The sequence below is a fragment of the Streptomyces sp. SID486 genome (assembly GCF_009865385.1).
Classification (GTDB): domain Bacteria; phylum Actinomycetota; class Actinomycetes; order Streptomycetales; family Streptomycetaceae; genus Streptomyces.
The window spans coordinates 23,720-49,772 of the sequence record NZ_WWJT01000748.1 but is presented as its reverse complement, the minus strand read 5'-3'; the positions used below and the strand labels follow the sequence as shown (position 1 = coordinate 49,772).

General features: G+C 68.9%; 16 protein-coding genes. 9 read left to right on the top strand and 7 right to left on the bottom strand.

The features are described 5' to 3' along the window. Positions 1–1,178: 1,178 nt before the first annotated feature. Both GT045_RS34815 and GT045_RS34810 read right to left on the bottom strand, forming a co-directional pair. On the bottom strand, positions 1,179–2,351 hold the full coding sequence (locus tag GT045_RS34815) for a serine hydrolase domain-containing protein (RefSeq protein ID WP_161336651.1): 1,173 nt from the start codon (positions 2,349–2,351) through the stop codon (positions 1,179–1,181). Between the two features lie 73 nt (positions 2,352–2,424). Next, positions 2,425–3,768 carry a transcriptional regulator gene (locus GT045_RS34810; protein WP_161336650.1) on the bottom strand — a complete coding sequence of 448 codons (1,344 nt, stop codon included), beginning with the start codon at positions 3,766–3,768 and terminating at the stop codon, positions 2,425–2,427. Between the two features lie 253 nt (positions 3,769–4,021). On the opposite strand from GT045_RS34810, the gene GT045_RS40260 reads away from it, so the two are divergent. The 4 genes from GT045_RS40260 (at position 4,022) to GT045_RS34795 (ending at position 7,235) form a co-directional block, all read left to right on the top strand. Continuing rightward, the gene (locus GT045_RS40260) at positions 4,022–4,513 is read left to right on the top strand and encodes an ATP-binding protein (RefSeq protein ID WP_161336649.1); all 492 of its coding nucleotides are present in this window, start codon (positions 4,022–4,024) and stop codon (positions 4,511–4,513) included. Between the two features lie 461 nt (positions 4,514–4,974). Further along, positions 4,975–5,142: a hypothetical protein gene (locus tag GT045_RS39235; protein ID WP_181924954.1), complete on the top strand. Its 168-nt coding sequence runs from the start codon at positions 4,975–4,977 to the stop codon at positions 5,140–5,142. Positions 5,143–5,229: 87 nt separating this feature from the next. Continuing rightward, a complete protein-coding gene (locus GT045_RS34800) occupies positions 5,230–6,426 on the top strand; it encodes a cupin domain-containing protein (RefSeq protein WP_161336648.1) in 1,197 nt (398 codons plus the stop codon). Next, complete coding sequence (locus tag GT045_RS34795; RefSeq protein ID WP_161336647.1) at positions 6,360–7,235, top strand: aldo/keto reductase; 876 nt, start codon at positions 6,360–6,362, stop codon at positions 7,233–7,235. The genes GT045_RS34800 and GT045_RS34795 overlap by 67 nt, the downstream gene beginning before the upstream one ends. Here the strand turns inward: GT045_RS34795 and GT045_RS34790 are convergent. After that, positions 7,210–8,067 (bottom strand): hypothetical protein, encoded by an 858-nt coding sequence (locus GT045_RS34790; RefSeq protein WP_161336646.1) that lies wholly within the window; start codon positions 8,065–8,067, stop codon positions 7,210–7,212. The genes GT045_RS34795 and GT045_RS34790 overlap by 26 nt on opposite strands. 669 nt (positions 8,068–8,736) lie before the next feature. Here GT045_RS34790 and GT045_RS34785 point away from each other — a divergent pair. The 4 genes from GT045_RS34785 to GT045_RS34770 are packed head-to-tail and all read left to right on the top strand — an operon-like array spanning position 8,737 to position 17,247. Then, a complete protein-coding gene (locus GT045_RS34785; RefSeq protein ID WP_345942849.1) occupies positions 8,737–10,368 on the top strand; it encodes a DUF2397 family protein in 1,632 nt (543 codons plus the stop codon). After that, complete coding sequence (locus GT045_RS34780; RefSeq protein ID WP_237539109.1) at positions 10,365–11,738, top strand: DUF2398 family protein; 1,374 nt, start codon at positions 10,365–10,367, stop codon at positions 11,736–11,738. Before GT045_RS34785 ends, GT045_RS34780 begins: the two co-directional genes overlap by 4 nt. Further along, a complete protein-coding gene (locus tag GT045_RS40585; protein ID WP_161336645.1) occupies positions 11,735–15,973 on the top strand; it encodes an SbcC/MukB-like Walker B domain-containing protein in 4,239 nt (1,412 codons plus the stop codon). Before GT045_RS34780 ends, GT045_RS40585 begins: the two co-directional genes overlap by 4 nt. Then, positions 15,970–17,247: a DUF2399 domain-containing protein gene (locus GT045_RS34770; protein WP_161336644.1), complete on the top strand. Its 1,278-nt coding sequence runs from the start codon at positions 15,970–15,972 to the stop codon at positions 17,245–17,247. Before GT045_RS40585 ends, GT045_RS34770 begins: the two co-directional genes overlap by 4 nt. Before the next feature lie 590 nt (positions 17,248–17,837). Here the strand turns inward: GT045_RS34770 and GT045_RS34765 are convergent. The 4 genes from GT045_RS34765 to GT045_RS34745 all read right to left on the bottom strand — a co-directional run bounded on the left by GT045_RS34765 (position 17,838) and on the right by GT045_RS34745 (position 25,030). Then, a complete protein-coding gene (locus GT045_RS34765) occupies positions 17,838–19,046 on the bottom strand; it encodes a hypothetical protein (RefSeq protein ID WP_161336643.1) in 1,209 nt (402 codons plus the stop codon). Between the two features lie 345 nt (positions 19,047–19,391). Continuing rightward, positions 19,392–19,859, bottom strand: a complete 468-nt coding sequence (locus tag GT045_RS34755) for a hypothetical protein (RefSeq protein WP_161336642.1) — start codon at positions 19,857–19,859, stop codon at positions 19,392–19,394. 708 nt (positions 19,860–20,567) lie between these two features. After that, complete coding sequence (locus GT045_RS34750) at positions 20,568–23,750, bottom strand: SMC family ATPase (protein ID WP_161336641.1); 3,183 nt, start codon at positions 23,748–23,750, stop codon at positions 20,568–20,570. Next, the gene (locus GT045_RS34745) at positions 23,747–25,030 is read right to left on the bottom strand and encodes an exonuclease SbcCD subunit D (protein ID WP_161336640.1); all 1,284 of its coding nucleotides are present in this window, start codon (positions 25,028–25,030) and stop codon (positions 23,747–23,749) included. Before GT045_RS34745 ends, GT045_RS34750 begins: the two co-directional genes overlap by 4 nt. A gap of 134 nt (positions 25,031–25,164) precedes the next feature. Here GT045_RS34745 and GT045_RS34740 point away from each other — a divergent pair, with 134 nt between their 5' ends. Continuing rightward, entirely contained in the window at positions 25,165–26,025 is an 861-nt protein-coding gene (locus GT045_RS34740; protein WP_161336639.1) for a hypothetical protein, read from the top strand. The last annotated feature ends 28 nt before the right edge of the window (positions 26,026–26,053 follow it).

The following is a 26,053-nucleotide window of genomic DNA, read 5'->3' as shown; positions in this document are numbered from 1 at the left end:
CGCGGAAGCAACTGGAGGAACACGCGTCCATGAGGCTGCGCACAGCATGTCCGGCGACGCCGCGCGCCTGGACCGTGGAACTGCGCCCGCATGCCGGCGGGCTCGTTCTCGTTTGCCAGCACTGCCCACACGGCACTACCCCGGTCACCGCAGTCTCTGCTCGTTCGGCTGCCCTGGCCCACCTCGCACGGCATGCGCGAGGTGACCTGCGTCCCCCGCACCTGCGGATCTGCCAGTGTCACGAACGCGGCTGCCGCTGGCACTCCCGCCACCGCGGATGCGTCGGCCCCATCCGTCTCCTCCTCGCATGTGAACGCGGCGGACGGCTGTGGCGGCTCGTCGACGCCTGCAGCGCCTGCGCCGCAGCAACAGCACAGGCCGCCGTCGTACCCGACACCGCCCTCGCCCACGCACCACCGCAGCCGGCAACCACACGGCGGCACAGGCACCCCAAAGGGCCGGGTGAGAAGATCCGAGTCTGCGAAATGCTCAGCTACCTCGCCGCTGCGCTCCCGGCAGGCACCTCGGCCGCCGCGCGCCTGCTCGCGCTGCAGTGCGCGCTCCGCATGAACACCAGGATGCAAGTCCGGCTGCCCAGGGGCGTGCTGCGCAGCCTCCGCCTCAACGCCGCCCCAGATCCTTGGCGCGAGTTGGAGCAGGCGCGATGGCTGCGTAGAGCCCCCGGGAACGCGGCCAACGAGATCGCCGCTGAACTGCTCGATGTCACTCTGCTGGGCCAAGCCCCAGCCCGCCCCGACCGAAGGCATGCCGCGGACTGGGCACTGCGCGCCGGCTCCTCCTATGCAGCAGGGGCGGTCGGAGCGCTGCCTCGACTGGCCAGCGTGTATCTTGCAGCGCACACTGACCCGGAATCCAGCAGTGGCCTTGGCGAGCTCGACCAGATAGCGCGCGCCTGCGGTACCCAGCCTGCGGAACTGCCAGCCACACTTGACCGACTGGCGGCAACAGGACTGCTGGGGTCATGGCGGGCTTGCCCGGACTTGGGAGATCTGCAGTGGACCCTCGCACGCGGCACGAGGTGGGGACCATGCCCGTAGCCATCCGGCCCGGGGCAGGGTATGCGATCGACCAGATCCTCATCCCGCAGCTTCGCCAGCAGCAGGCCGACGGCGAGATCTTCTCCGTATGAGGGCGTGTCGTCGGCAGGTGCGACGTCGCTACGTCAGGGACTTTCGTACTGCATCGACCAGTGAAGCCGCACGCACATCGTCGGTTCCTCCGATGATGTGGTTCGTCACGTAACCGAAGGCGATCGTGTGCTCGGGATCGGCGAAGCCGAGTGATCCGCCTCGGCCGGTGTGGCCGAAGGCGTTCGGGCCGGTCATGGGGATGCTTTCGGTGGGCAGCATGTATCCGGCGCTGAACCGGCTAGGGATGAGCATCACTTGGTCTTTCCCGTTGGCCTGTTCCTTGGTCGCCGCCTCCAGGGTTTGGGGGGTGAGCAAGCGGACGCCGTTCACCTTGCCGATTAGCGCGGCGTACATGCGCGCCAGTGCGCGAGCAGTGCTGATGCCGTTGGACGCCGGGAGTTCCGCGGCTTGCACCTCGGGCGAGTCGAAGTTGATCTCGGCTGGTGCGGTCACCGCGTACGCCCTGTTGCTGAATGAGTTTGGGTCGCGCCACGCCGCGACTAGTTCGCGGAGCTCATCGGGGATCGACTCGGCAGGCACGGTGGTGAGGTCGACCTCTGGTCGCCGGTACACCATGCGACTGGCCCGGTCGCGCTCACCCGCCGGCAATCCGATGAAGAAGTCCAGCCCAAGGGGGGCGGCGATCTCTTCGGCGAAGAAGCGGCCCGGTGTCCGGCCGGACGCTCGGCGGATCACCTCGCCGACGAGCCAGCCCCAGGTCCGGCCGTGGTAGCCGTGCGCAGTGCCCGGAGTCCACAGGGGACGCTGACCGGCCAGCGCCGCCGCCATCGGATGCCAGACCAACGCCTCATGCAGCGGCACCGGTTGGTCCAGAGCCACCAAGCCCGCTTGGTGGGACAGCAGCCAGCGCACCGGGATGTCCGCCTTGCCATTTGTGGCGAATTCCGGCCAGTACTTCGCCACCGGCGCGTCCAGGTCCAGCGCACCGCGCTCGGCCAGCATGTGCGCCGCGGTCGCGGTCGCCCCCTTGGTAGCCGAGTAGACGAGTTGCAGTGTGTCCCGCGTCCACGAACGACCGGTCTCAGGGTCGGCGATGCCACCCCACAGATCCACCACCGGCCGGCCGTACTGGTACACGCACACCGCCGCGCCGATGTCCCCATGCTGGGCGAAGTTCGCCGCGAACGCCTCACGCACCGGTTCGAACCCCGCCGCGACCTCACCGTCGATCGTCGTCATGCCGCCCATCCTGGCATTTCGATCACCTGCTCCGAGGGGACGGGCTCAACCTCAAAATCCGAGACGGCTGGTGTCAGGATGCAACAGGCAGCGCCTGAAGGCGCTCGCGGAACTCACGGACAGCGGGGACGGACTTACGCGGTTCGAGCCGTGCGGAGAACTCCTTCAAGCGGTCCAGAGCCCGCACGGAGCTGACACGGCTCTCCAGGAGACTGGCGCCGTAGCTCGCGGCGTCCAGCGCTCCCTCCAGGTCGCCGCCGACGAGCCGGGCCTCAGCCAGGCGGCTGGACCGTACGGCCTTGTCCCGAGGCGCCGCGCTCTTCACGGAGGTCTCCAAAGAACGTGTCGCGCGCTCCACCTGCCCGGACCGCAGCAGGACCTTGCCCTCGGTCGACTTCAGCTGGGCCTCGCCGAACCAGTCGAGCCAGTCGGGGTTCTCCTCCGCTGTGTGGTGCTCCCAGAGTGAGACGGCACGGTTGAGCGCCGTCCCCGCCCTCCGGTGGTCGCCGTCGCGCGACAGTGCCTCGGCCTTGTGCAGGTAGAGGAAGGATTGGGTGTCCGGCGACAGCGTTCGAGGGGCGTTGTCGATGGCGGTCGAGATGAGGTCGACCCGCTCGGCGGTCCGTCCGGCTTCGGAGACGTGAACGCCCATCTCCGCGAGGATGAAGGCGCCGAAGGCGTCGTCTCCAGCGGTACGGGCACTGCGCAGGGCCCCGACGTAGTACCGCTGGCCGGCAGAGCGCAGTCCTGCGTCGTAGGCCATCCACCCGGTCAGGTGCGACACCCGGGCCGCAAGGGCGTAGAGACGGAGTCGGACGCTGTCGGTATACCGGCCGGCGCTCAGGAGACCGGTGACCAAAGCGAGATCGCCGCGTGCCTGCTCCAGGAGCCTGGCGCCTCCGAGCTGGTCGTCGAGGGTGCGGAGCGTGCCGATGCGCTGCTCGATCGTCGAGACCATTGTGTCCGTGACCTGATCCCCGTTGAGGGCCGAGGCGAAGGCGGAGGGCGCGTCCACCCAGCTCGCTGCGAGGCCCGTCAGGGCGGCGCCGGTGATGGTGAGAAAGCCCCGGCGGTCCATGCGGCCACTCCCCACGAGTTCGGACAACGCCTCAACGGTACCGGCCTCGGTCCACGGCGCGGCGAGCCCCGTCACCTCCCAGACCGGGAGCCACCGGGGCCATCCTTCCTCCCGCACCAGTTCGTACGGGACGCGTAGTAAGTCGGCGAGTACGCGCTGGGCGTCCGTGTCCGGCGCCTGGCCCTGCTCCCACTTCCATACAGTCGTCCGGTTGGTCGCGAGCGGGATTCCGAGCAACCGCCCGTGCGCCTGCATGAGTCGGGCGAACTCGGCCTTCCCCCAGCCATGCTTCTGGCGGAGGAAGCTCAGCGGGTGGATTGCCAACGGCTCAGCAGGCACGTCATCACTCCCGTCATCCCTTCACGGCGTAGCGCGGGGGCTACTTCGCGTGGCCGCGTACGGGGGAGGGCGTCCCCATGAGGAACCCCCTAGAAACGTTCCGCCCTGAGGACTGGAAGCCGTTGACTGAGTATCAGCCGTCTACGGAGCACGCCCAGGGCGTCCGCTCTGGAACGGCCTCCATATCGGCGGCTCCGCCCCTGTTCCCCCGTCGGGGACGGAGCCGCTCTCCAGCTCTTCGGAGGCATCCGCCATGCCCACGCTCGTCCATCGATTCATCCTCGCGGGTGCGGATAGGGACGTGTCCCTCGCCCGGTGCAAGGCCGTCGACAAGGTGCGCACGTGGGGCGTGCCGATGGACGACGAGACGGCTGACGCCATCCGTCTTGTTGCTTCTGAGCTCATCACCAACGCCGTGGTGCATGGGAAGGGGCCCGTCACCGTCGCGCTGTACCACCGGCCCGGTCGCCTGGTGATCGATGTCCACGATGGCAATCCCGCGGCTCCGCGAACGAGTTGTGCCCAGAACGACGACGAGAATGGGCGCGGTCTGGCGCTGGTCGGACTTCTCGCTTCGCGGTGTGCCTGGGAGCCCTCCGGCCGAGGGAAGCGCGTATGGGCAGAGATCGCGCTTCCCACGGCGGCGCCCGCTATCCGAGCCGCCGTTCTGCGCAGGTTATTCGCGCTCCGGCCGATGCGCGGGGTCGTTGCCGAGTTCGAGTCGCTCACTCTGGCGGTGGGGTGATGGGACGGCACGCCTTACGAGCGAATCCGCTTCCTGATCCCGATGTGGTCTTCCGTCCTACCCGCCGCGATACCGACCCTGTCACAAGGGAGCCCACTGAGTACGCGGTGTGGGACCGCCACGAATGGCAGGCGCGCGGCGAGTGCTGGCTGTGGTGCGGACGCGACGACGTCGAGGTGACATGGATCGGGCCCGTCCGGTCAAGTGGCATGCACGCGTCCCTCTACGCCTGCCGTGCATGTCTGTACGAACTGGACCAGCGCGTTTTGGAGACCAATATCCGCCAGGACACAGGCACCTTGCCGATGAATCGCGGCCCTGTCCAGTCGCGAGTGTAGGACCGCGGCCCACCCGCCCCCAATGCCCGCTGTCCCACGGCACCACTTCTCCCGCCGCCGTGGGGCAGTCACTGACCTCCCGCCGGAGCTCTGGCGGGAGAACCGAAGAGGAAGGAGTACGAGGTGGCAGAGCACACGGCACCGCCTCCGGCCCAGAGCGGTCTCTTGGTGGCGGTGGAAGAGCTGACCGCCGTCCACGACCGGTACGACAGCCTCCGGTCGGACAACGCCGGGAGTTCCGGCGATGCGCCGTGGCCGGGTGGCGACGGCAACCTGCACGACAGCGAGTAGGCACCAAGCGGTGGGGGCGGGTGTGGTCGGTCGTGCCGGCCCCCACCGCGTCCGAATCACGCGGTCGAACCCATGAAGGAGGCAACGATGGAACATCGGTTGATCAGCGCCATCGAGGTAGCCCTCGGCTGGAGTGGAGCCGAAGAGCTGGGCAATAGCTTTGTACGCGGGAGCATGGAGGACCCCACACTCGTCTCCCGCATCATGACTGCGAACCGCCTGCTCGACATCGCGATGCGCAGGAGCCTGAACCGCCCGCAATTCCGGTGCTTCCAGAAAGGTGAGGAGGTCCACCCGGCCATCTACTACACCGACAGCGTCAGCCCCCGAGGCCAGAGCATCCCCATGGTCAACATGCGCAGCCTGGGCAAGCTCCTGCAGGAAGGCGCAACGGTGATCATGGACCAGGCCAACGTCTTCGATCCGACGATGGAGGTCGCCTGCCGGGCCCTGCAGTGGTGGTCCCGCGAGCGAGTCCAGGTCAACGCGTACCTGACGACCAACGATGCCGCCGGCTTCCCCCTGCACTGGGATGACCACGACGTCGTGATCGTCCAACTCGCCGGTGAGAAGGAGTGGGAGGTACACGCTGCCTCGCGGAAGGTCCCGATGTACCGGGACTCCGACCCCAACAACACCCCGAGCGACAAGATCATCTGGTCGGGCGTCATGCGGACGGGTGACGTCATGCACATCCCCCGAGGCCACTGGCACCAGGCGACACGGACCGGCAGCGGTTCCGGCAAGAGCCTTCATGTCACCTTCGGCATCACCAAGCGCACGGGAGCGAGCTGGCTCGCCTGGCTTGCCGACTGGTGCCGCGAGCGCGAGATCTTCCGCCACGACCTCGACCGCTGGCACGAAACCGGCGGCGAAGCCCTAACCACAGCTGCCGCCCAGCTGGTCGGCGAACGCTCCCCGGACGACTTCCTGGACGCCTACGAGCAGGAGACGATGCTGCCTCGGCAGGTGCCGTTCCTCGACATACTCGGACCGCTCGACGCCGTGGCGTGCACCACCCACTTCCCTCCCCGGTTCCAAGAGCACGGCGAGAGCGTCGACATCGTGACCTCGGGGAAAAAGCTCACCTTCGCGGCCAAGGCCCTGCCCGCACTGCGTCTGCTGCTGAGCGGCAGGCCCGTCCCGCTGGAGCGAGCCGCAGCCGTCGTCGGGACTGAAGTGACGGAGCTCGCCGAGATCCTGGTGAAGGAGGAACTGTGCGCGGTACTGACCCCCGAGTTGTCCTCGGGCTACACCGGTCTCGTCACGAACGCCGTCTCCTGATCGGGGCACTGGACCTCGGTGTCACCGCACTCGACACCAGCACCAACTACCTCGACTTCCGCTCGCACCAGAGGCTGGCGCGGACAGCCGGCGACCTGCTGCCGAAGTTCACGCTCTCCACCAAGGTCGGCTATTTCCCGGGGCCGGACGGGGTGGAGCACTCCCTGGATCCCACACGGCTGCACTCGGCGGTGGAACAGGCGGCCAAGGACCTCGGACGTGAGCCGGACCTGGTGTTCCTGCACAACCCGGAACATTCACTCCGCGAAGCCATCCCTCACCACCACGACCTGCTGGCGCAGGCGTGCACCGCCCTCGACGCCGCCGCAGCGAAGGGACTGTGCGCTGCCTGGGGCGTCGCATCCTGGGACCCGGCATCGCTGCTGAACCTGATCGACACGACCGCACCGACGCCAGCGGTCCTCATGGTCCGCGCCGGCTTGTTTGTCGGAGCCAGAACGCTGGATGCCGCAGATGCGCTTATCAAGGGGTGGTGTCCGTGCGGCGGCACGGTGTGGGGGATGAGCCCATTCGGAGGCAGCACCAGCGCCCCAGTGTGGGACAGGATCGACCCACGCGTCTTCCTCCGGGACAACAGCCAGCTCTCCCGCGTGCAAGCGGCGTTCAGAACCGCCTATCACCTCCCGCAGGTCGACTCCGTTGCCGTGGGCACCGATGAACGCGCCCATCTGGGCGAGCTCGTCGGCGCCCTGGTCGGCGAGGTCGATGAGCGGACCGTCCAGGAGTACCGGAGTCTCCTTCGAGACCAGACCGCTCGCGCGGTCAGCCTGCCTGAAGCTCCTCGATGACCTGCTTTGCCATACGCCGGGCGGGTTCCAGCCGAGGGTCCTCCGGGTGCACGTACGGTCCGAGGATCTTCGAGCAGACGAATAACGTCATCAACTTGCCGTCCCGGCTCTCGAAATCGGAACGGCGCTCGTGCCGTACGCGTTCTGCCAGAGCCGGGACGGCAAGGGAACTGGCCCACAGAGAGGCCGAGTCCAGCCCCAGCGGTGCGTTACCCCAGTCCTCCCAGTCGAAGAGGCTGAACGCCGGAGAGGTCATGTTGGCCCAGTTCAGATCCGCATGGGCCGGCACCCACCGCTTCACAGTTGTGTCGAAGTCGTCGGGGAAGACACTGCGGATGGACTCGGTGACGAGGGCCTGGGTGACGGGGACGGTGTCCGGTGTGGCCACCCGCGTCGTGCTCTGAGCCGCCAGCGCGTTCAACGAGGCGTTCAGCGCTTCCCACCACTCGCCCGGCAGTTCCGGGGCCTCGCTCAACACGGCGGTACCGACAGGAGCGCCCGGCAGCAGCTCCGTCTCATCGGCCCGCCACATCACTGGCTCACTCGTGTCGCGCCAGACCACGCATCCCAGCCATGCGGGCTGGACGACGCCTTCCAGACGCGCGGCACATTCGGTGCCGTTCCACCCCTGATCGGTGATCTTGTCGAGCAAGCGTCGCTCGATCCGAACCCAGGTATCGCGGTCTGTCCGGGCTCCCACAGAACGGCGCTTGCGAATCAACGCATCTGATAGCAAGCGCACCTGGAGAGACCGCTCGACGTGATCAAGAACCTCATCAACCGGCTGCACCCGTAGATCAACAGCCCGACCCGTGGAGACCGAGAGCGTCATACACGCGACCGTAGCAGTGCAGCGGGAGGGAGGTATTACGGCGCGGCACCGCCACTGCGTCGGCAACTCGCAGCACCGGGACCGCCAGCCGCCGTGGAAAGCTTCGAAGGGTTGCCATGTCCCGCACGAAGGTGTTCTTGCCGCGGCCCGGCGATGGGAGGTTGTCAGTACCCCTGAGAGACCAGCAAGGGCAGTTGCCTGGAGGATTCGACGTGCATGCCGGGCGCGACCTCCCCGGCAGTCACGCGTAAGAGTCAACTCCTTGAATTCTCGAACGCGCTGTCGAATTCTCGGGGGTGTGGCCTCTCGGTCCTGTTGTTTAGCGTCAGCAGCGCTTCACAGGCCGATATGGCCGAATTCATCCGGCGTCCCGAAGGTGGCGATGACTGTGACGCCACCCGCCTGGCAGCCGGGCTCTGCGTGATCATTCTTCCAGTCGAGTCGACCATCGAAGCAGGTCAGGTGCGGAAATTGACGAGGGGGAAGCGAGCTGAGACTGTCAACGGCGCTTGATCCATTTCGCCTGAGAGGCGGGCGGCGTGTTCGAGCCATATTTGGCAGGGGGCACCGCTTAAATTCGCGGATTTCCCGGGGCTCTGTCAGTGGTGACGGCTACTTTCCAAAACGAGGTCCGGATATGCGGCCCTTGGCACCGTGGATGGGGGAGTGGTGACGCCAGAAGAGCCGAAGTTGGGCCTGGCTGACGACGTGACTGATGCGCGTCAGGTGGTGGGATACCTGGTGCGGCCGGAAGCCAACGACTACATCGCGATCATGGATGTGCTGGAGGGGTCGGTGACCGACCTGACGGTTGCCGAGGTCGTGGCAGCACTGGTGGCTGCCGGAGTGCGCTTGGACGCACGCTTGGTGGAGAAGCGCCTGGACGCGCTGAAAGACATGGGTGCGGTTTCGTTCCGGTCGGACACCAGTCACGCGCGCCGGTACGCCGAGATTCTGCCCCGGAACTGGCGCTACACCGCCAGCCCGGCGGGCAGGCACGTCCAGCGTTTCTACCGCCAGGTCCTGGCGGGAACGGTCACCGTGCGGGAAATCCCGATCGTGTCGCTCAGCCGCATCGTGTCCCACCTTGAACAGCTCGCTGCAGCCCTGGGCGTGGGCGAGCCCGATGCCAGCCTTCTCGACGCTACCGTGCTGGATGCCGTGAGTTCTGTGTTCACCAGCCACGACGACCTCGACGCTGCCCTGGTGGGTGCCGAGGATGCCCTGATCGGTCTCGCCGACCGGTTCGACCTGGACGAGGAACACACCAACGACCTCAAGGGTCTTCTGGTCGACTACGCCACCCGCGTGGCAGTCGAACTCGACTCCGGCTCCGCACGGGCCGCCGCAGCACTCGCGGTGCTGCGGCCGTGGTTCGGCCTGCTGGCCCAGGCGGTCGTCGATGCCTCCCAGGCCCGTGACCTCATCGCCGCGGGTGCCCTCAGCGCCTCCCGCGGCGGCCGCGCGGAGGACTGGGACGGACTGTGCGCGTGGTTCGATGCCCGAACCGGACGGGCCGCACGTTTTTCGCTGCGCCTGGTGAGGGCGCTGCCAGGCATGCACGCCAACCTGCGTCGGCTGCACTCCTCGGCAGGCACCGCCTCCACCCGTAGCCGCGCCTTGGCCCTGGCCCGGGCGGTGCTGACTCCGGAGATCGGGGTGCAGATCTTCCAGGCCGCGGTCGGCGACCATTCCTGGCGCAAGCTCTACGGCCAGGCCGACGAGGACGACATGGGCCGCAACCCGTCCTGGCGTGGCGGACCGCAGGTGCCGGTGCCGACACTGCTGCGCACCGCCGGCCGGTCGGGGCCGCGTGGCAGAGGCGCCGCACCACGCGACGACACCGTGGCCAAGGCCCAGGTCGCCGAGGCCCGGGCACGCCGCCAGGCCGGACACCAAAGGGCGCTCGCCGAGGTTCTGGCCGCGCTTCCCGGCGAGCAGTTGGACGAGGCAGCCGCCCGGGTCGCGCTTGCCGCCCTGATGGCCGCCGCGCGCGCCGCCGCAACCGGGCCCCGCCGCACCGGCACGAGCGGGGGTCTTGCCTGCACGCTCGTGCACACCGGCTCTGGTACCGGCATCCTGCACGCCCCCACCTGGAGGGTGCTCCTGCCCGGACGCATCCCGCTCTTCCATCGGCCCGGCCAGCGTCCTTCGGCCGCGGCCCTCGCCGCCCTCGCGGGAACGACGATGACGGACGACATCTCGGCGCACGCAACACTGCGCATCACCCCGCACACCGGCCCGAGCACGTCCGACAACGAAACCTCCCGCATCATCTCCCGGCAGGAGGGCGCAGCATGAGCGAGGACACGGACGTTCCCGTATACGAGCAGGAGTCCGCACCGGATCCGGCATCCCCGTCTTCTCAGCAGCGGCGCAGGGCATGGCGCCCCGAGGCCGACGCCGAGGCAGCCGCACTCCTGCGCCGCCTGGCGGCCACCTGCTGGCTCATCGGCGGCCGCGACGACGAACTTATTGCCGCGGTACGCCGCAACGAGCACGCGCTGCGCTCCGCCGTCGCCCGGCTGGGATGGGGCCTGATCGTCGAACGCGACCTGGTCCGCCTGCGCAAGAGCCCGCCACCACGCCCCCAGGCGTGGGCCGACCAGGGACCGAATGCCGCCGCCTGCTCCTGGTTCTTCCTGCTGCTGGCTGCCGCCGAGTCGATGCCGCCGCGTACCGCCGTGGGACACCTGGTCACCCAGGCCCACGCTGCCGCTGCCGAGGCCGGACTGCCCGTCCACCACGACATCACGGAACGTCGGGCGATCCTGGCCGCCCTGCACATGCTCGACGACCGCGGCGTGATCGAACGCCTCGACGGTGACCTCGACCGCTACCTGCACGACGAACAAGCACCAGTGCTGCTGGCCGTCCACCACACCCGGCTGGCCTACGTCATCGCCAACCCCGGCACCCTCGATCCGGCCGCCGACCCCCACGCATGGCTGGAACAGGCACAGCGCGAACCGGACGCCGCCCGCCGGATGCGCCGCGCGCTCGTGGACGACACCTGTGTACACACCGCGCTACTGGACGATGCCGAGGCCCAGTGGCTGAGCCAGCGTGTGCGCGGCGACGACGGCGGCCCGCTGGCCGACGCGTTCGGGCTCGTACTGGAACGCCGCGCGGAGGGAGCCGCATTCGTGGTGCCTGACGACGCCCTTCGCCACCTCAGCGAACTCGGCCCGATGCCCTTTCCGGCACCCGGAACCATTGCCCACGCCGCGCTGCTGCTCCTCGACCATGCCGCCCTGCACGGCGCCGTTGAGAACGCCCCCGGACCGGGCTGGCGCAGCCTGAGTGAGGAGGCGGTGGTGGCAGCACTGACGGCATTCGGCGCCGACAACACCTCCGGCCGCGGCGGCTGGAGCACCGAGTACGTCCGAGACCCCTTTCTACTGGTCGCTAAAGTCCGCGACCTGCTGACGGGCACCCACCTGGCCCGGTTGACCCCCACCACCCCGCAGGTTGATGGCGAGACGACGCTCATGTGGTGGTTCGCCCCCACCACCGGCCGTTGGGCGGAGGAAGGCACCGCCCAGCCCAAAACCGCCCGCACTCGCTCACGCCGCGGCACACCCACACCGCAGCGCCCCCATATCCCCGTACAGCAGGGCCTGTTCAGCGCGACCGAGACCGACAAGAACCCGGAGGGACACCCTGCATGAGTGGCATCTTCGACCTCGACTTCACCCTGCCGCCGGCGACCGCACCGTCAGGCAACACCGGCCGCTTCGGCGGCCGCTGGCGGCTGGTCGGCGCCGGGCTGTCGAACGTGTGGCGCTACGGCGACCTGGAATTGCCTGCCGCATCGGGCCGGCTGCTGCTGCGCGGACCCAACGGGACCGGCAAGACCACCGCTCTGGAAGCTTTGTGGCCCTATCTGCTTGATCTGAACGGAGCCAAACTGGCCGCCGGCAAGGCACGCCCCACCACCCTGAAACTCCTGATGAGCGAAGGCGCCCCTGCCAAGGGCCGCCGTTACGGCTATCTTTGGCTGACGTTCGCAGCCCCGGCCGGCGAACCGGCACCGAACGCGCCGGACGGGGCGGCAGACGGCGTCGTCAGCTTCGGTGTCCGGCTGCAGTACTCGCCCAGCTCCACCCCCGCCGTCAGGGTCGTCCCCTTCACCGTGCCGGGCCGGCCGCTGAAGGACCTGGCGCTGCGCGGCCCCCACAACAGCGCCTTGGAGCATGAGGAGTTCTCCGACGGCGTCGAGGCCGTCGGCGGACGGGTCTTTGCCGAGCCCGAGGACTACATCGAAGAGCTGGCCGCCCGCATCTGGTCCACCACCTCCGGCGAACTGAGGCTTCTCGCTTCACGGCTGCGGGAAGTGCGCAATCCCACCCTGCTGGGCGACGTCTCCCCGGCCGCAGCCGCCGACGCACTGCGCCAGTCCCTGCCCGGCGTGGCTGAGGACGTTCTCACCGCCACCGCCGAGGCCCTCGCCGAATCCGACACGACCCGCGAGGCGTTCGAACGCGACGAGCGCGCCGCCACCCTCCTCGAGGAGTTCGCCCGCGTATGGACCGGGCACGCCGTCGACGTCACCCGCACCGCCCACACCGCCGCACGCCACGCCCACGACGACGCCAGCACCCGCAAGCGCCGCGTCCAGCAGTGCACCGGCCTGCTGGAGAGCGCGAAGGCCGAAGCCGATCAGGCCGCAGGCGACGTCCAACGGCTCGACAACGCCCACCAGAAGGCTCAGGCCGCCGTCCGCGCCATCGAGACCAGCGATGCCTACCGCTCCCACGGGCACGTCATGGACCTGCGTAAACGGCTCCGCGCCGAACAGCGCGCCGCATCCAGCAGCTACGACAGCCTGCACACCGCCGCCCAGCAGGCCCGCACCCAGACCAAGACCGGCCGAGACGCCCTCGACGACGCCATCGGTGACATCGAGGACACCCTGGCCGACGCGGAGGCGGCCGGTTCCCCGCCGGTGGCCCTTGAGACCCTGCTCGCCCACCACCCCCGGGCCCGCGTCACCCGTCCGGTCGCCGACCGCATCGCCGATCCAGGTCCGGGCATCACCCTCACCTACGACCGCGAAGGCCTCGACCAGCTTGCCACCACGTTGAGGACCCGAGCCCAGGAACACCGATCCACGGCCGACCGGGCCACACTGGTCCTACGCGACCACGGCCCCGTCGCGGCGGCCGAAAAGACAGCCGAGACCGCACACCGCACAGCAGCCGGCGCCGAGAGCGCCTACGACGAAGCCAGCCAGGCCCATGACCGCGCCACCGCGGCGGCTCGCTCGGCCGCCCGCCAGGCACTCGCCGAGTTGACCCGGTGGGCACCCGAACACCCCGCTCTGCGGGGCCTGCACGACGAAGCACCACTGGCCGGGGACGAACTGACGGTATGGGACACGGACGACGTCGAGGCCCTCATCCACGCAGAACCCGCCGCGGTCCGCGACCAGCTCAACACCTGGGCCGACCAAGCCCTGCGCATCGGCGAAACCCTCGCCGCCAGTCACGAGAGCGCAGCCCAGCAGCACCTCGCCACCGCAGCAAGCCTCGACGCCACCGCCGCCCAGCACCGCACCGAGGCCCACCACCTGCGCTCGGGACGGCTCCTACCACTGCCGCGCCCCGCCTGGGCCGGGCCGGGCGAGGACGACACTGCACTCGGCAGCCTGCTTGAATGGCACCCCACCCTCGACGATGCGGACGACCACAAGGCCCTGCTGGAGCTGGCCCTTGCCAGTTCCGGAATCCTCGGCGCCCACCTGTACGAAGGCGGCGCCACTACCCACGCCTGGCACATCAGCCCCGCAGGGGCCGTCCAAGAGCACAACCTGACCGCAGTCCTCGACATCGCCCCCAGCCACCCTCACACCGACCTCGCCCGCGCCCTCCTGCAGCGCATCGCCCTGGCCGACACCGCCACCCCCTCCGACCGCCCGGACACGCCGGCGCTCGTCATCGGACGCGACGGCACCTTCACCGCCGGCCCCCTCGCCGCAGACCCCGCCACCGCCCTGCACGCCGCCAGCAACCAAATCCCGGCCGCCTCACACATCGGCGCCCGCACCCGCCTCGCACGGGCACGAGCCAAAGCCGACGAACTCGACGCCACCGCGCAGGAACTCGAGACCAGCGCCGCCAACGAGCGCCGGCTTGCTGGCGAGCGCCGCCAGCAACGCGACGCCCTCCGCGTCGAAGGACGAGGCTTCCCCCCACGGGACGAGCTGACCACCGCCGAGGCCGAGCGCTCCCGCACCGCGAAGACGGCGCATGAACGCCACGGCACCGCACGGACCCTGCGCGGGCGGGCCGATGACGCCGCGGCCCAACACACCCGCCTGCGCACCGCCTGGGAGACCCGCGCCCGGAGCCTAGGCCTGCCCGCCGACCCCGGCGGCCTGGCCCAGCTGATCGACACAAGCCAGGCATCCGCCCAGCAGCTGAACGGCTACGCAACCCAGCTGACCACCCGGCTGCTGCCCCGGATCCAGCGCATCGTGGACGCTCTGCCTGACGAAGCCGCCCTCGCCGAGCGCCTCGCCGAACTCCAGCACACCGCCCAGGACATGCACACCACCGTGCTCGAGACCCAGGCAGAACTCACCGAAGCCCAGTCCCACGGCGACGCCGATGACGCGGCACGCCGCTACGAGCAGGCCACCGCACAGGCCAAGGACCTCCACCAGCAGCTCAAGCAAGCCGCAGCGCAGGTCCTCATCGCCGAAAAACGCCTCAGCACCTGCGAAAGTGACCTCACCGCCGCCCAAGAACGCCTCAACGAATCCCTGCCCCTGCAGAAAACCACCCGGGCGCACCTGACCGCACTACTCGCCTGCCCTCCCCTTACCCAGGCCCTCGGCGCCGATGCCCGCCTCACAGCTAAGGACACCGACACCGCCGACCTCCTCACCGCCGTCGACGACCTGCTCGCCCGCCGCCCCACCGCCTCCAAGAAGACCCTCGGCGAGCACTACGACGCCGTCCGTGCCGAACTCGCCCAGACCTGGACCATCGCCCACGACGACTCACCCGCCGGCATCGAAGAGCTCGACACCTTCGTCCTCACCCACGCAGAAACCCACTACGACCCCCTCACCGCTGCCCAACGCGCCAAGGCCCTCGCCGGCCGGGCCAAAGCCGCACTCGACGCCGCGGAAGCGGCTGCGCTGCGCGACTTCGTCATCGGCCGCCTGCCCTCCGCCATCGGCACCGCATGGGCCGCCCTGACCGGCTGGAAGAAGACCGTCAACCGCAAAATGCGGGCGGCCCAGGCATCCTCCGGCGTCGGCGTACAAGTCCAGATCGACCTGCGCAGCGACCTCGACGCCGCCACCCGCACCGTGTATGAGCTGTCCTGCACCGTCGGTGACGCCCTACGCACCGACGCGCAGAAGGAAGAAGTCGGCCAGGCACTGCAGTCCCTGCTGGCCGCCGCGGACGGCTCCACCATGCAAGAACGCCTCGCCGCCGCCGTCGACATCCGCAGCTGGGTCGAGGTTCGCTACCTCGTGGAACGCCCCGGCCCCGACGGGAAGCCCGTCACTGGTCAGTGGGGCTCGCGCACCGGCCTGTCCGGCGGCGAACGGCGCCTGGTCGTCCTGGCACCTATGCTCGCCGCCATTGCCGCCAGCTACGACCGCTTCACCAGCACCGGCCTGCGCCTGGTCCCGCTCGACGAAGTTCCCGCGGAAGTCGACGAGCGCGGCCGCGAAGGACTGGCCCGCTACCTCGCCGAACTCGACCTGGACATCCTGTGCACGTCCTACCTGTGGGACGGCGCACCCGGAGCCTGGGACGGCATCGACGCCCACGACCTCGAAGCAGGCGCCGACGGCACCGTCGTCGCCTTCCCCATGCTCATCCGCGCAGGCCAGGCCCTGCCCGGAGACACGGGTTCCGCACCCCAGGCCGGGGGAGTGGCATGAGCTGCGTCCTGTGCGAGGGAGCATGCGACGGTGCCGATCTGGCCCCGCTGCTCAGCCCCGAACTCGCCTGGCTGTGGAAGGCCCTGGCGGCCGTGGCCGACCGGCGCGGAGACGAGTCCCTCACCAGCGGTCCCGCCGTGACAGTGGCGGTGCCCGCAGAACCAGTACAGCGCGCCGCAGCGGCCGGTCTCATCGACGGACGGCCCCTGGAACCGGGCCAAAGCCGCCGCGTCAGCCTGGAACGATTGACCGCTGCCCTGGCCACCCGCGGCCCCCGCCTTACCCCCGGGGCCGTCGCAGCCCACGCCTGCAACCGACGGTTGGCGGCAAACGCCCGCCGCCGTACCCAACAGGCCGTCGCGGCCGACCGTATCCGCGCTCAACTCGAAAGCAAGGCCGCTGATTTACCTGCTCATGTCCGCGATCTCGTCGCCCCAGAGACCGTCTTCACCCGCCTGCGCACCTTGGGATGGGTTACCCGCCTGCTCAATGCGCCGGATCCCGCCGAACTGCTAAGCCAGGCGCTGCAGGTTGCCGCGCGACTGCCTCCGCCGGGGCGGCGTATCGACCGCCGCCTCCTGGTATCCGGCAATCCCCACGCCCTTGATACGGGCGCGCTGCCCGCACTCGTGCTGGCCCTGACCGGATCCTCTGGTACCCCCGTGCGTTCGGGCTGGGCACGTCTGGGGGTGGACTGCGACGATCTGCTCGGTGGGCTCATCATCACCGGCGTCACGCCCCGGGGGTGGCGGATCCCGCCCGGTGCGACATTCACCCTGCCGCCCCGCGAGCTGGCCCATATCGACTGGGAGCCTCCCGAGACCACCGGCACGTGGGTCTTCGTTACCGAGAACCCCTCCGTGCTGGCCGCAGCCAGCACGGAGGCCTTGGCCCGGGACAACCTCGTGAGACCACGGGTGATCTGCACCGCCGGCACACCATCCCAACGGGAATGCGAAGCCATTGGTGCTCTGGCGGACACCGGATGGAACATCGCCGTCCGCGCTGACTTCGACCAGGCCGGCCTGGCACACATGCGTGCCCTCCTGGCTGCAGCACCTTCCGCGGTTGCGTGGCGGATGGGCGCAGCCGACTACCTCGCGGCCGTCCCCGAGGGCACTGACGTCCTGCATTTGCAGGGCTCGGATGCCCCCTGGGACGACCACCTGGTACCCGTGATGCGCAAACACTCCGTGCCGGTCTACGAGGAGGATCTGCTTCCCGCACTGCTGGCCGACATCACGGCCGGTGCACCGGGCTCTTGTGTTCTATGACGTCCGTTAGCTCCGAAAACTCGTCTCGGAGCGTGCCGCACAGCGCGGCGAACAGGCCGTCGCCCCCGGTGGGCCGCTTGGCGGGGATGTGGTGGCGGAAGAAGGCCTCCATCGTGGCGCGGGCTTTGAGTCCGCGGTGCCAGCGCAGGCCGGGAACGTGGAAACGGACGATGGCGAGACCGGCGCACACGAGGGCGGTGAGGGCGCGGTTGATCGTCTCGCGCGCGGAGCACGTCTGCTGGCCTACCTGGGTGATGCCGGTTCAGCTTCGCCGTGCCGCGTCCGCTTTCCGCACCATCTTCGCCGCGTAGTCAGCCGAGTCGGCCAAGTTCCGGAGTACGCGTGAGACCCGGCTGAGGAACTCTGCAACGTGGTCGGCGAGGGTGTCCTGCTTAGTGCTGGTGCGATAGGTGGTGCTCTGGGCCACGGTCGGCTCCTCGGAAAAGGGGTGATAGGTGTGCTGCGCCCACTGTGGCACCAGGGACTGATATGTCAGGCGGAAACACGACATCCCCCGTCCGAACCGGGCAGGGGCCTCTGGCATCAGGTGACGCTGCGAGAGCGGTCAACGGTGGCCGAGAGATCACGCCTCATGCTTCCTGCGGCACGATAAGTGCTCGGGGAGCCCTTCGGGTCCTGGAAGGCTTGCGGGCTGACCGCAGCCGAAGCGGGATCGCTTGACCCGACGCGTCGAGCGGAACCCTGGCGGCCTCGGTTTCCCGAGGGCGGGACTCAAGAACGATTGCGCGGCTGCCACGTCTCTGCTTCGGTTCAGCCCGCACCTCCGAAGCCGGACGGTCCTCGGTACACCTGTCGTGCCGGTCCCCCTGTCGTACGGATGGCTGGCACTCCTTGTCGTCCAGGGCGGGTCCGTTCGCCTCGAGGTACTGCTGCCACTGCTGTGCGGGGAGCCAACCGTGGTGGCCGCCCCGCTGGAACGGGATCCGCTCACCGGCTGCAGCTTCCACGATGAACCGGGTGAGGGTCAGGTCGCCTTCCCCTGTGAAGGTGCTCGACTGATGGGCGGGCATGAGGACGCGGTGCCAGCCCCCGCAGTACCCGGCGTCGGTGGGGTTCTCCGGGTCGTAGGGCTTCTCCGGGCACCGGGTGAGCGAACCGTTCTGGCTGCACTGGCCCTCCTCCAGGACGAAGTTGCCGTCCTGGACCGCGATGGGGTTCTTCTGCACGCGGATGACGGAGGCCGGCAGGTTGGGCGTGCGGACGTAAGGGACGGTGCCGATGCCTGCGTGGTCGGGGTCGGCGAAGTCCCAGACCGGCTGAATACCGCCGCGGCGCCGGAACGCCTCCCGTGCACGCATTCCGCGGGCTGTCTGGGCGCTCAGCTGAGGCTCGTAGCCGAGGACGATGCCGTTGGCGCCGTTGATGCGCACATCGAGGCGCGCGTGCCCGTCGGCGGTCTGCGACTCGATGTCGGCGTGGAAGCCGTGATCTTCGGAGTCCTTCGCGACGCGTTCCTTGCGGGCGAGGTGCTCGTCGGACTCGTGGCTGATGGGCTTCTCCCCCGGTTTGCGGTAGTGGGAGGCAAGCCATACGCCGTCACGCTGGACGAGGTACATGGGGACGCGTCGGCCGCGGAGGTCCCGGCACTCGGGGCAGATGAGCCCTCGCTTTTCGACGGGGACACGTTTTCGCATGCGCAGGAGCACGTTCAGGAGGTCTTGGCCTTGCGGGACGCCGAGGTCGGGGCGGTCCAGGTCGAGGGCGCGGCCGGCAGGTTCGTAGTAGACGGGGTTGCGGAAGAGTTCTTGATCGCTGTCGATCTGAAGCTCGTCGTCCATGGGGGCTCCCCGCAGCCGCCGCGAGTAGGACTCACAACGCTACGGGGAGGGTCTGACAATCGGGGCTGAACTGCCGGGTACGAGGCCGGCATTGAGGACTGCATCCACATCTTCAAGACCTGCGTCGACGCGGTCCTCTCCCGCGACCCCACCACGCTCATCCATGTCTCGGAGGTCAAGCAGGTCGGGTCCCGTCGCCGCCGACCCCGATCTCCTGACCGACTACGAGCACATCCCCGACACCCGGCAACTGGAGATCCTCAACTTCTACTCCCATCACGCGGCGAACCTGATGCGGTTCTTGATCCGCCTGGGCGCCACCCTGCATGAGGCAGCCGACGCCGGTCAGACAGATCGGGTGTCCTCAGCCAGTTCCGCACCTTCAGCGTTCACTACGTACTCCAGGAATGCCATATAAGTTTCGCGCTCTTCCTGTGTTCCGTACAAGGCTAGCAAGCCACGCGCGTACTCCAGCTTCGGGCCTATCTCTTGGCCCCGTGGGTGAGCATGTGACCACAGTTCGAGATTCCCGGACCGGAGTCGCCCTCGTTCGTCCATCACTAGCGGTCCGTCGGTGCGGTTGTCGTGCCTGACCCCGTTGACATGGTGCACCTGCTCGGTCGGGAGTAGGGGGCGGCCGAGGATTTTTTCGATTTCAATGCGGTGCTCTCCTTTAGGGGAATTTCCGAGACCCTGTGAGATCATCCGGTAGCCGTCGGGGTTGAGAGAACCACGTGCTTCCTCCCGCTTAGCCGCCAGCGCGCATTCGCGGGAGCAGTAGATGGTGGCGAGCGAACTCTTCCGCTTTGTCACCTTGCCGCACCGTTTGCAGACACATTCAACTTGGCGGCTCGCACTTTTGCACTTGGTTGAGCAAAAACGCCGCACACCTACCAGCGACGGACTCAGGTAACGTTCCTTACCGCACTCCTCGCAGGGAACCACTGCGCCTTGGCGGGTGCTGCCGGACTTATTTCGACACACAATGCCGCAGTAGACGACCCCTGAGGCAGGGATTCTCGTCGGGTTTCGCTGGAATGTCGTTCCGCACCGCGAGCAAACTACGTCGGCCATTCGTGTGGCCGACTTCTGGCATGTTCGTGAGCAGTAGGCGAGTCGACCGGATTCGACGGCTGTGTACTGCGCGTAGGTGCCTTTGAAATCTGAGCCGCATGCAGGGCAGGTGAGTGGTTGACGGGGGCGGCGTGGTGCTCGGCGCTTGGGTTCTGCAGGGCGCGCGGCCAGGATTTCTCGATAGTGGCGGTAACACAGACCCCGGTAGTAGACGGTTCGTGGACACTCGTGGTGCAAGCAGGCAGGCTCGCTCATATGAATCCCTCTAATCACGTTAGGTTGATGACCCCGGGATTGTGGCCACAACCTCCAGAATCATCTTTGTCACCAGAGCTCTACATGGGATTCAGTAACATGTATTGAAGGGATTACGCCAGGTAGGCTCAGGTGTCGATCTCAAATGGCGCCTCAAGTACCATTAATTCGGTGCATGAAATATGACGAGGGTCATGCCGGGTCCGTCAGGTTGTACAGGTCGTCGCGGACGAGGGAGTCGCGCTCGGCCGCGGTAAGCCAGCGGGCCCGGGAGCCGCGGTGATCCTTCTCCACCCATAGGACGTCGTTGACAGTCTCGGCGACGGGGCGCAGGTGGCTGATGACGGCGAGCAGCTTGTCGGGGCCGACCTGGGTGCGCAGGACCTGCAGGGCGCTGTCGAGGGCGGCGGTGTCCAGGGTGCCGAAGCCTTCGTCGAGGAAGAGGCTCTCCAGACGGGTGCCGCTGCGGCTGTGCATTTCCATCAGGGCGAGGGATAGGGCGAGGGAAGCCTGGAAGGTCTCGCCGCCGGAGAGGGTGCGCGAGCTGCGGCGGTTGTGGCTTCCGAGGTTGACGATGTCGAAGTTGTCGGCGAAGCCCAGCCGTCCTCCGGACAACTGCTGCAGCAGCTCACTGCCGTGTGCGAGCAGCGCGCGGGTCCGCAGGTCGGTGAGGTGACCGGGGAACTTTCCGTCCGTTAGGTGCGCGGCCACGGTCTGCCATGCGGCCTTCTGGCGCTGTCCGGCGTCGATCGCCGTCATGAGGCGGTCCTTATGCGGGATCTGGGACAGGGCGTCCTGCTCTTCCCGCAGCGCGCGGGCGGCCTCGCTGCGGAGGGTTCCGGCCTGGCTGGTCAGGCTGTCCAGCAACTCGGGGCCCAGGGGGTCCGTGCCGGGGGCGACCAGCGCGGCGGCGATGCAGGGGTAGGTGGCGGCCAGTGCGTCGGCGTGCACGGCAAGCTGGGCGGCCAGGTCTGCCATGGCCGCCCGCGCGACGGTTTCGTGCTCGTCGAGGGATGCCAGCAGCCGCGTGGTGAACGTTTCAAGGGCGGCGGCGTACTCCTGGGTGGTTGTTGCATCACCGGTTCCGTGAGGGCGGGTGAGTGCCGGGCGCTGTCCTTCCTCGATCAGCTCGGCTGCGCTGCGCGCGCTGTCTGCCCACCGGTGTAGTCCGGCCTCCAGACGGTGCAGGGGTTCGGTGACCTCACAGCGTCTACGCTCGGCCAGCTTCTCCCGCTCGGCCAGCAGTGATTGCAGCAGCGTGCGCAGTTCCGCGTGCCGTTCGGCCAGTTCCTCGTGACGGTCCTGCTCCTGCCGGACGGCCTGGGTGGCGGCCTCCAGATCATGCGCTGTCGGGAGGTCGGGTTGCTGGGGCAGATGCGCGCGGATCGGCCCGGGCAGAGAGGACAGGCTCGCCAGGACACTGAGCCGCCTTTCTGCCAGATGGTGCTGGGCCTGCTGTGCTTGCGTGCGGCTCCGGTCCGCCGCGCGGGTGTCCGCCGTCAGCGAGGCCCGCTTGGCGGCCAGGGCGGTCTCTGCCTGCGTTAGCTCGGCTCGGCCGGCGACGACTGTCTCCTGCAGTTGCGTGACCCGGTCGCGGGGCTCGCCGAGCAGAGCGTGCAGCGCCGCCTCCCGGTGGTCCGCCGGTGTGGCGGGGTCGGCGAGGGCGAAGAACGCGGCCGCGGCGGTGTCCTCCACCTCCTTGGCATACGTCGCCGACTGGGGATGAGCCGTCTGGGCCGCCAGCCGCAGGGCGTGTGCGTGAAGCGGGGGCAGGGCTGCCTGCAGCCGGTCGGTGGCCTGCTGCACCTTGCGCCGCTGCTCGCTCAGGGCCGCTCGGAGCAGTTCGACTTCGTGGGTGTGACGGGTGTGCTCCCGCTCGGCGGCCGTCAGCGCGGCCATGGCTGCCTCTACCGCCGTCTCGGCTCGCGCGAGGGTATCGGCGTCCTGTGGCTGCGGTGGCCGGTAATTGCCGGGAAGCGGCTGCACACAGACAGGGCAGCCGTCTCCGGCGACCAGGCCGCTGCCCGCCGCGTGCGCGGCCTCCCTGCGCCGAGTGTCCTCCAGCATGCCCTGGGCACGACGTAGTTCGGTCCGCGCCGCGTCCAGCGTGTCGGCCGGGGGTGCCTGCAGCAGCGCGGTGAGCTTGTGGTCGGTGGTGGCCTGGGCGGCCCGCTGCTGGGCCAGTGCGCCGGCTGCCTCGACGCCGGCGCGGACGGCGTCCGTCAGCATCTGCAGAGTCTCGCCGGCGTCGGCTGCCTCGTCCTCACCATCCCGTACGCGGCTGCGCAGGGCGTCGGCCCGCCGGTCCTCGTCGTCCAGGTCGGCGGCGCGCCGGGACAGTGCCTCCTCTTCGGTCTCGAGTTCGGTCAGGAGCCGGGTGTGCGCGCTCTCCTCTTGTTCGAGAGTGGTCAGCCGACGGGGCACGTCGCTGAGCACCTGGGCCGCCGCTGCCAGAACCGCGGCGGCCAGCCCCGCGGAGTCCGCCTCGTTCTGCTGGGAGGTGACCGTTTCGAGGTCGGCCTGGGCGGTGCTTTCGGCTGCGGCGTTTTTGTCCTCTAGACGCTGCAGTTCAGCTTGAGCCTGTTGCACGGCTTCCGTGGTGCGGTGATAGTCGCTGATACGGCGCTCCTGGAGCGCGGCGGCGGCGCCCGCGCTGAGGCGGGCGTGCTGCTTGGCCCGGGCAGCCTCGGTGCGCAGCCGACGCAGCTGGGACCGGCGGTTGTCGAGGTCGGCAGCGACACCAAGGGCCTGGTCGTGGCGTTCGCGTGCGTTTACCGCTTGGGCCCGCGGATCTTCGTGCAGCCGGTCGTTCTCCCGCTCCGCCTGGTGCAGCAGCTCGTTGAGGTGCGAGGCCGCATCGAGCGCGAGCTGGCGGACTCGGTGGAGCTCTTCGACGCCGAAAATGGACTTCAGGATTCGGGTGCGCTCGGCGTCGTTGGCGTTGAGCAGTTCGCCGAAGCGGCCCTGCGGGATAAGAACGGACGAGTGGAAGGTGGCGTAGTCGATGCCGATGAGGCTACGGATGGCGTCGTCGACGGCGCGCACGCCGTCGATGTTCTTGTTGTCCGGGCCGGTCAGCCGTGCCTGGGTGGGGCGGGTCTCGTGGAAGACGCGATGCACCCTCCATTGACGGCCGTCCACGGCGAACGTCAGGTCGATCATCATCGTTGGGGAGTCGTCGGCCCGCAGCTGAGCCGCGCGGTCGGTCCAGGAGCATCTGCCGTACAGGCCGGCGGTGATGGCCTCCAGGAGGCTTGTCTTGCCGGCGCCGGTGTCGCCGAGAATGCCGACGAGGCTCTTGCCGGTGAAGTCGAGCGGGCCGCAGGTGCCGGGATAGCTGCGCAGGCCCGAGAAGGTCAGGCTGACGATCTTCATGCCGTCTCCGTTCGGCTGCCGGCGGTGCCGGTCCAGGGGGTGGCGAGGGCCTCGGTGAGGAGTTGCTCGGCGGGGGAGGCGGGCAGCGTGGACTCCGGCGCGGCGAGGAGGTCGGCGAAGGCAGCCACCACCTCGTCGGCGCTCTGCCCAGGGGTGCCGCGGTCGGCGAGGTAGCTGCCGAACGTCGCGGTGAGGTCCACGGTGCCGTCCTCGGACGCGTCAGCACTGGTGAGGGCGCTGGTGCGGGTGGCTGCGCAGTCCTCCTCGATGCTCACCACGATTGCCTGGGGCACCAGCTCGGCGACCTTGTCCCCCAGCCGGAGGACGGGCTCGTCGCTGCAAATGACGGCCTTGAGGTAGACGCCGCTGTACTGGTCCGCGTCGGCCCGCAGTTCCTCGAGGGTGCCGTGGAAATGGGCCAGGCGCCGTCCGGCGTGCAGGGTGTGCGGGGTGATGAGGGTGCGCCGGCCGGGCCCCGCTTCGACGACGGTGACGCTCTTGGTCTCCTCGCTCTCGCCGAAGTCCATCTGCAGGGGGCTGCCGGCGTAGCGAGCCGGCAGCCGGCCGGTCCCGACCGGCTGCGGCTTGTGGATGTGGCCCAGCGCGCAGTAGGCAACAGCCGGCAGGGCGGCGGGGTCGGTGGCGTAGGGCTCGCGCGCCTCCCACATGCGTTCGCTCTGCGCGGGGACGGCGCTGGCCACGTACTGGTGGGCGGTGAACAGCAGCACGTCCCGGTCCGGGGCGTAGCCGTCGCGCAGCCGGGCGAGCAGGCCGTCCTGCAGGGTGCGCAGGCCAGCCGCGTAGGCCCCCTCGGTGGTCCCGAAGTTGGGGAAGAGATGCAGGTAGCGGTTGGGGTGCACGTAGGGGAGGGCAGCAAGGCGGATCCGCTCGCGTCCGTCGCGGCTGGCGAAGTCGAGCACCGTCCCAGGGTCGCTGTCGCCACGGCTGTGCACGAAGCACAGACGATCCTGGCCGGCGTACGGCCGCAGGGTGCAGACGTAGCTCAGCAGGTCGAACAACTCGGGGGAGTCGTGGTTGCCGCCCAGGACCACGGTGGGGGCGATGCTGGCGAGGCCATTGAGGCAGCGCATCGCGCGCAGGACGTCCTTGTGCGCGGGCCGGTAGGAGTCGAACAGGTCACCGCTGTGCACGATCAGGTCCGGCTGCACGTCCTCCGCTATGGCCGTGATCTCGGCCAGGACAGCGTCGAACTCGGCGTCCCGGGAGCGGCGCTGCAGCGTGCGGCCCAGGTGCCAGTCGGATGTGTGCAGGGCTTTCATGGACGGCTCTCCTCGGTGCAGGCAGGACTGTCCGACGCTCCCGCACCAGCGGGAGTTGACGAAGTGACAGAAACTCTACAACAGCAATCACAGGAGAAATCTGGAAAACACTGGAATGCGGTAAGGTGGCCGCCATGCAGGAGCATCTGGACGCACTCGAAGAACGCATGCAACAGCTGCAGCAGGCCATGCGGAGCGCCCAACTGGCTCGTGACAGCGAGCAGGTCAGACAACTCCGCGCCGAACTGCGCCGCACCCAGCGCGCCTGGGACGCCCTGTTCGAGCAGGCCGAGGACACCGAGGAGACATCCGCTGACGACGGGACGCGCCGCATCCTGTCCGAGAACAAACCGGCGGGGCAGCCACCGGTCGTGTTGCCCGCGCGCGAGCAGGTCCACCAGGTCCTGACGCTGCTCGCCGTGCCCGCCGCTCCCAAGCTCATCAGCACCGTTCACGAAGCCTTCTTCGCCGGTGCCCTGGCGCCCTCCCGGCTGACCAGCCTGCGCCGCGACGAGGAACGCTCCTACCGCTCCGCACCCGGCGCCCGCCCCTACTACCTGTGCCCGGCCCTCACTTCCGATCTGCTCTCACCCGCCCGCGGCCTGCTCACAGTCAGCACCTGGCCCCTGGAACAGCGCATTGTGGGACCGCTCAGCGCCCGCGTCCACTTCCTCACAGGCGCGCTGAACATCGCCGACGCCGCAGATCGCGTCAGCGGCGGCACCCTGCCGTTGCCCGCCCGCCACCTCCTGCTGCACTACGCACGCAACATCCCCGGCGCCCAGCCCCCTGCACCACACCCGACCGAAGCCGGCCTCCCCATCGACCTCACGCTGCTGCGCCGTGCCGCCCAGGATGAACTCGCCCTGCACGCCACCAGCGATAGCACTACCCGCACCCAGGCCGCCGCCCGCGCCCGCCGCCAGCTCGACGATGCCGGCCTGCTATTCGGCGGCTCCTTCCAGTCCGCCCGCCGACTGCGCTCCGTCCCCTGATCGCCACCTCACCCATCCCGCAAGGAAG

Bases quoted from the DNA above. Each gene is read 5' to 3' on its own strand.
- GT045_RS34815 (WP_161336651.1), bottom strand. From the start codon at position 2,351: ATGACGACGATCGACGGTGAGGTCGCGGCGGGGTTCGAACCGGTGCGT.
- GT045_RS34770 (WP_161336644.1), top strand. From the start codon at position 15,970: ATGAGCTGCGTCCTGTGCGAGGGAGCATGCGACGGTGCCGATCTGGCC.
- GT045_RS40585 (WP_161336645.1), top strand. From the start codon at position 11,735: ATGAGTGGCATCTTCGACCTCGACTTCACCCTGCCGCCGGCGACCGCA.
- GT045_RS34750 (WP_161336641.1), bottom strand. From the start codon at position 23,750: ATGAAGATCGTCAGCCTGACCTTCTCGGGCCTGCGCAGCTATCCCGGC.
- GT045_RS34740 (WP_161336639.1), top strand. From the start codon at position 25,165: ATGCAGGAGCATCTGGACGCACTCGAAGAACGCATGCAACAGCTGCAG.
- GT045_RS34780 (WP_237539109.1), top strand. From the start codon at position 10,365: ATGAGCGAGGACACGGACGTTCCCGTATACGAGCAGGAGTCCGCACCG.
- GT045_RS34765 (WP_161336643.1), bottom strand. From the start codon at position 19,046: ATGGACGACGAGCTTCAGATCGACAGCGATCAAGAACTCTTCCGCAAC.
- GT045_RS40260 (WP_161336649.1), top strand. From the start codon at position 4,022: ATGCCCACGCTCGTCCATCGATTCATCCTCGCGGGTGCGGATAGGGAC.
- GT045_RS34790 (WP_161336646.1), bottom strand. From the start codon at position 8,067: ATGACGCTCTCGGTCTCCACGGGTCGGGCTGTTGATCTACGGGTGCAG.
- GT045_RS34800 (WP_161336648.1), top strand. From the start codon at position 5,230: ATGGAACATCGGTTGATCAGCGCCATCGAGGTAGCCCTCGGCTGGAGT.
- GT045_RS34745 (WP_161336640.1), bottom strand. From the start codon at position 25,030: ATGAAAGCCCTGCACACATCCGACTGGCACCTGGGCCGCACGCTGCAG.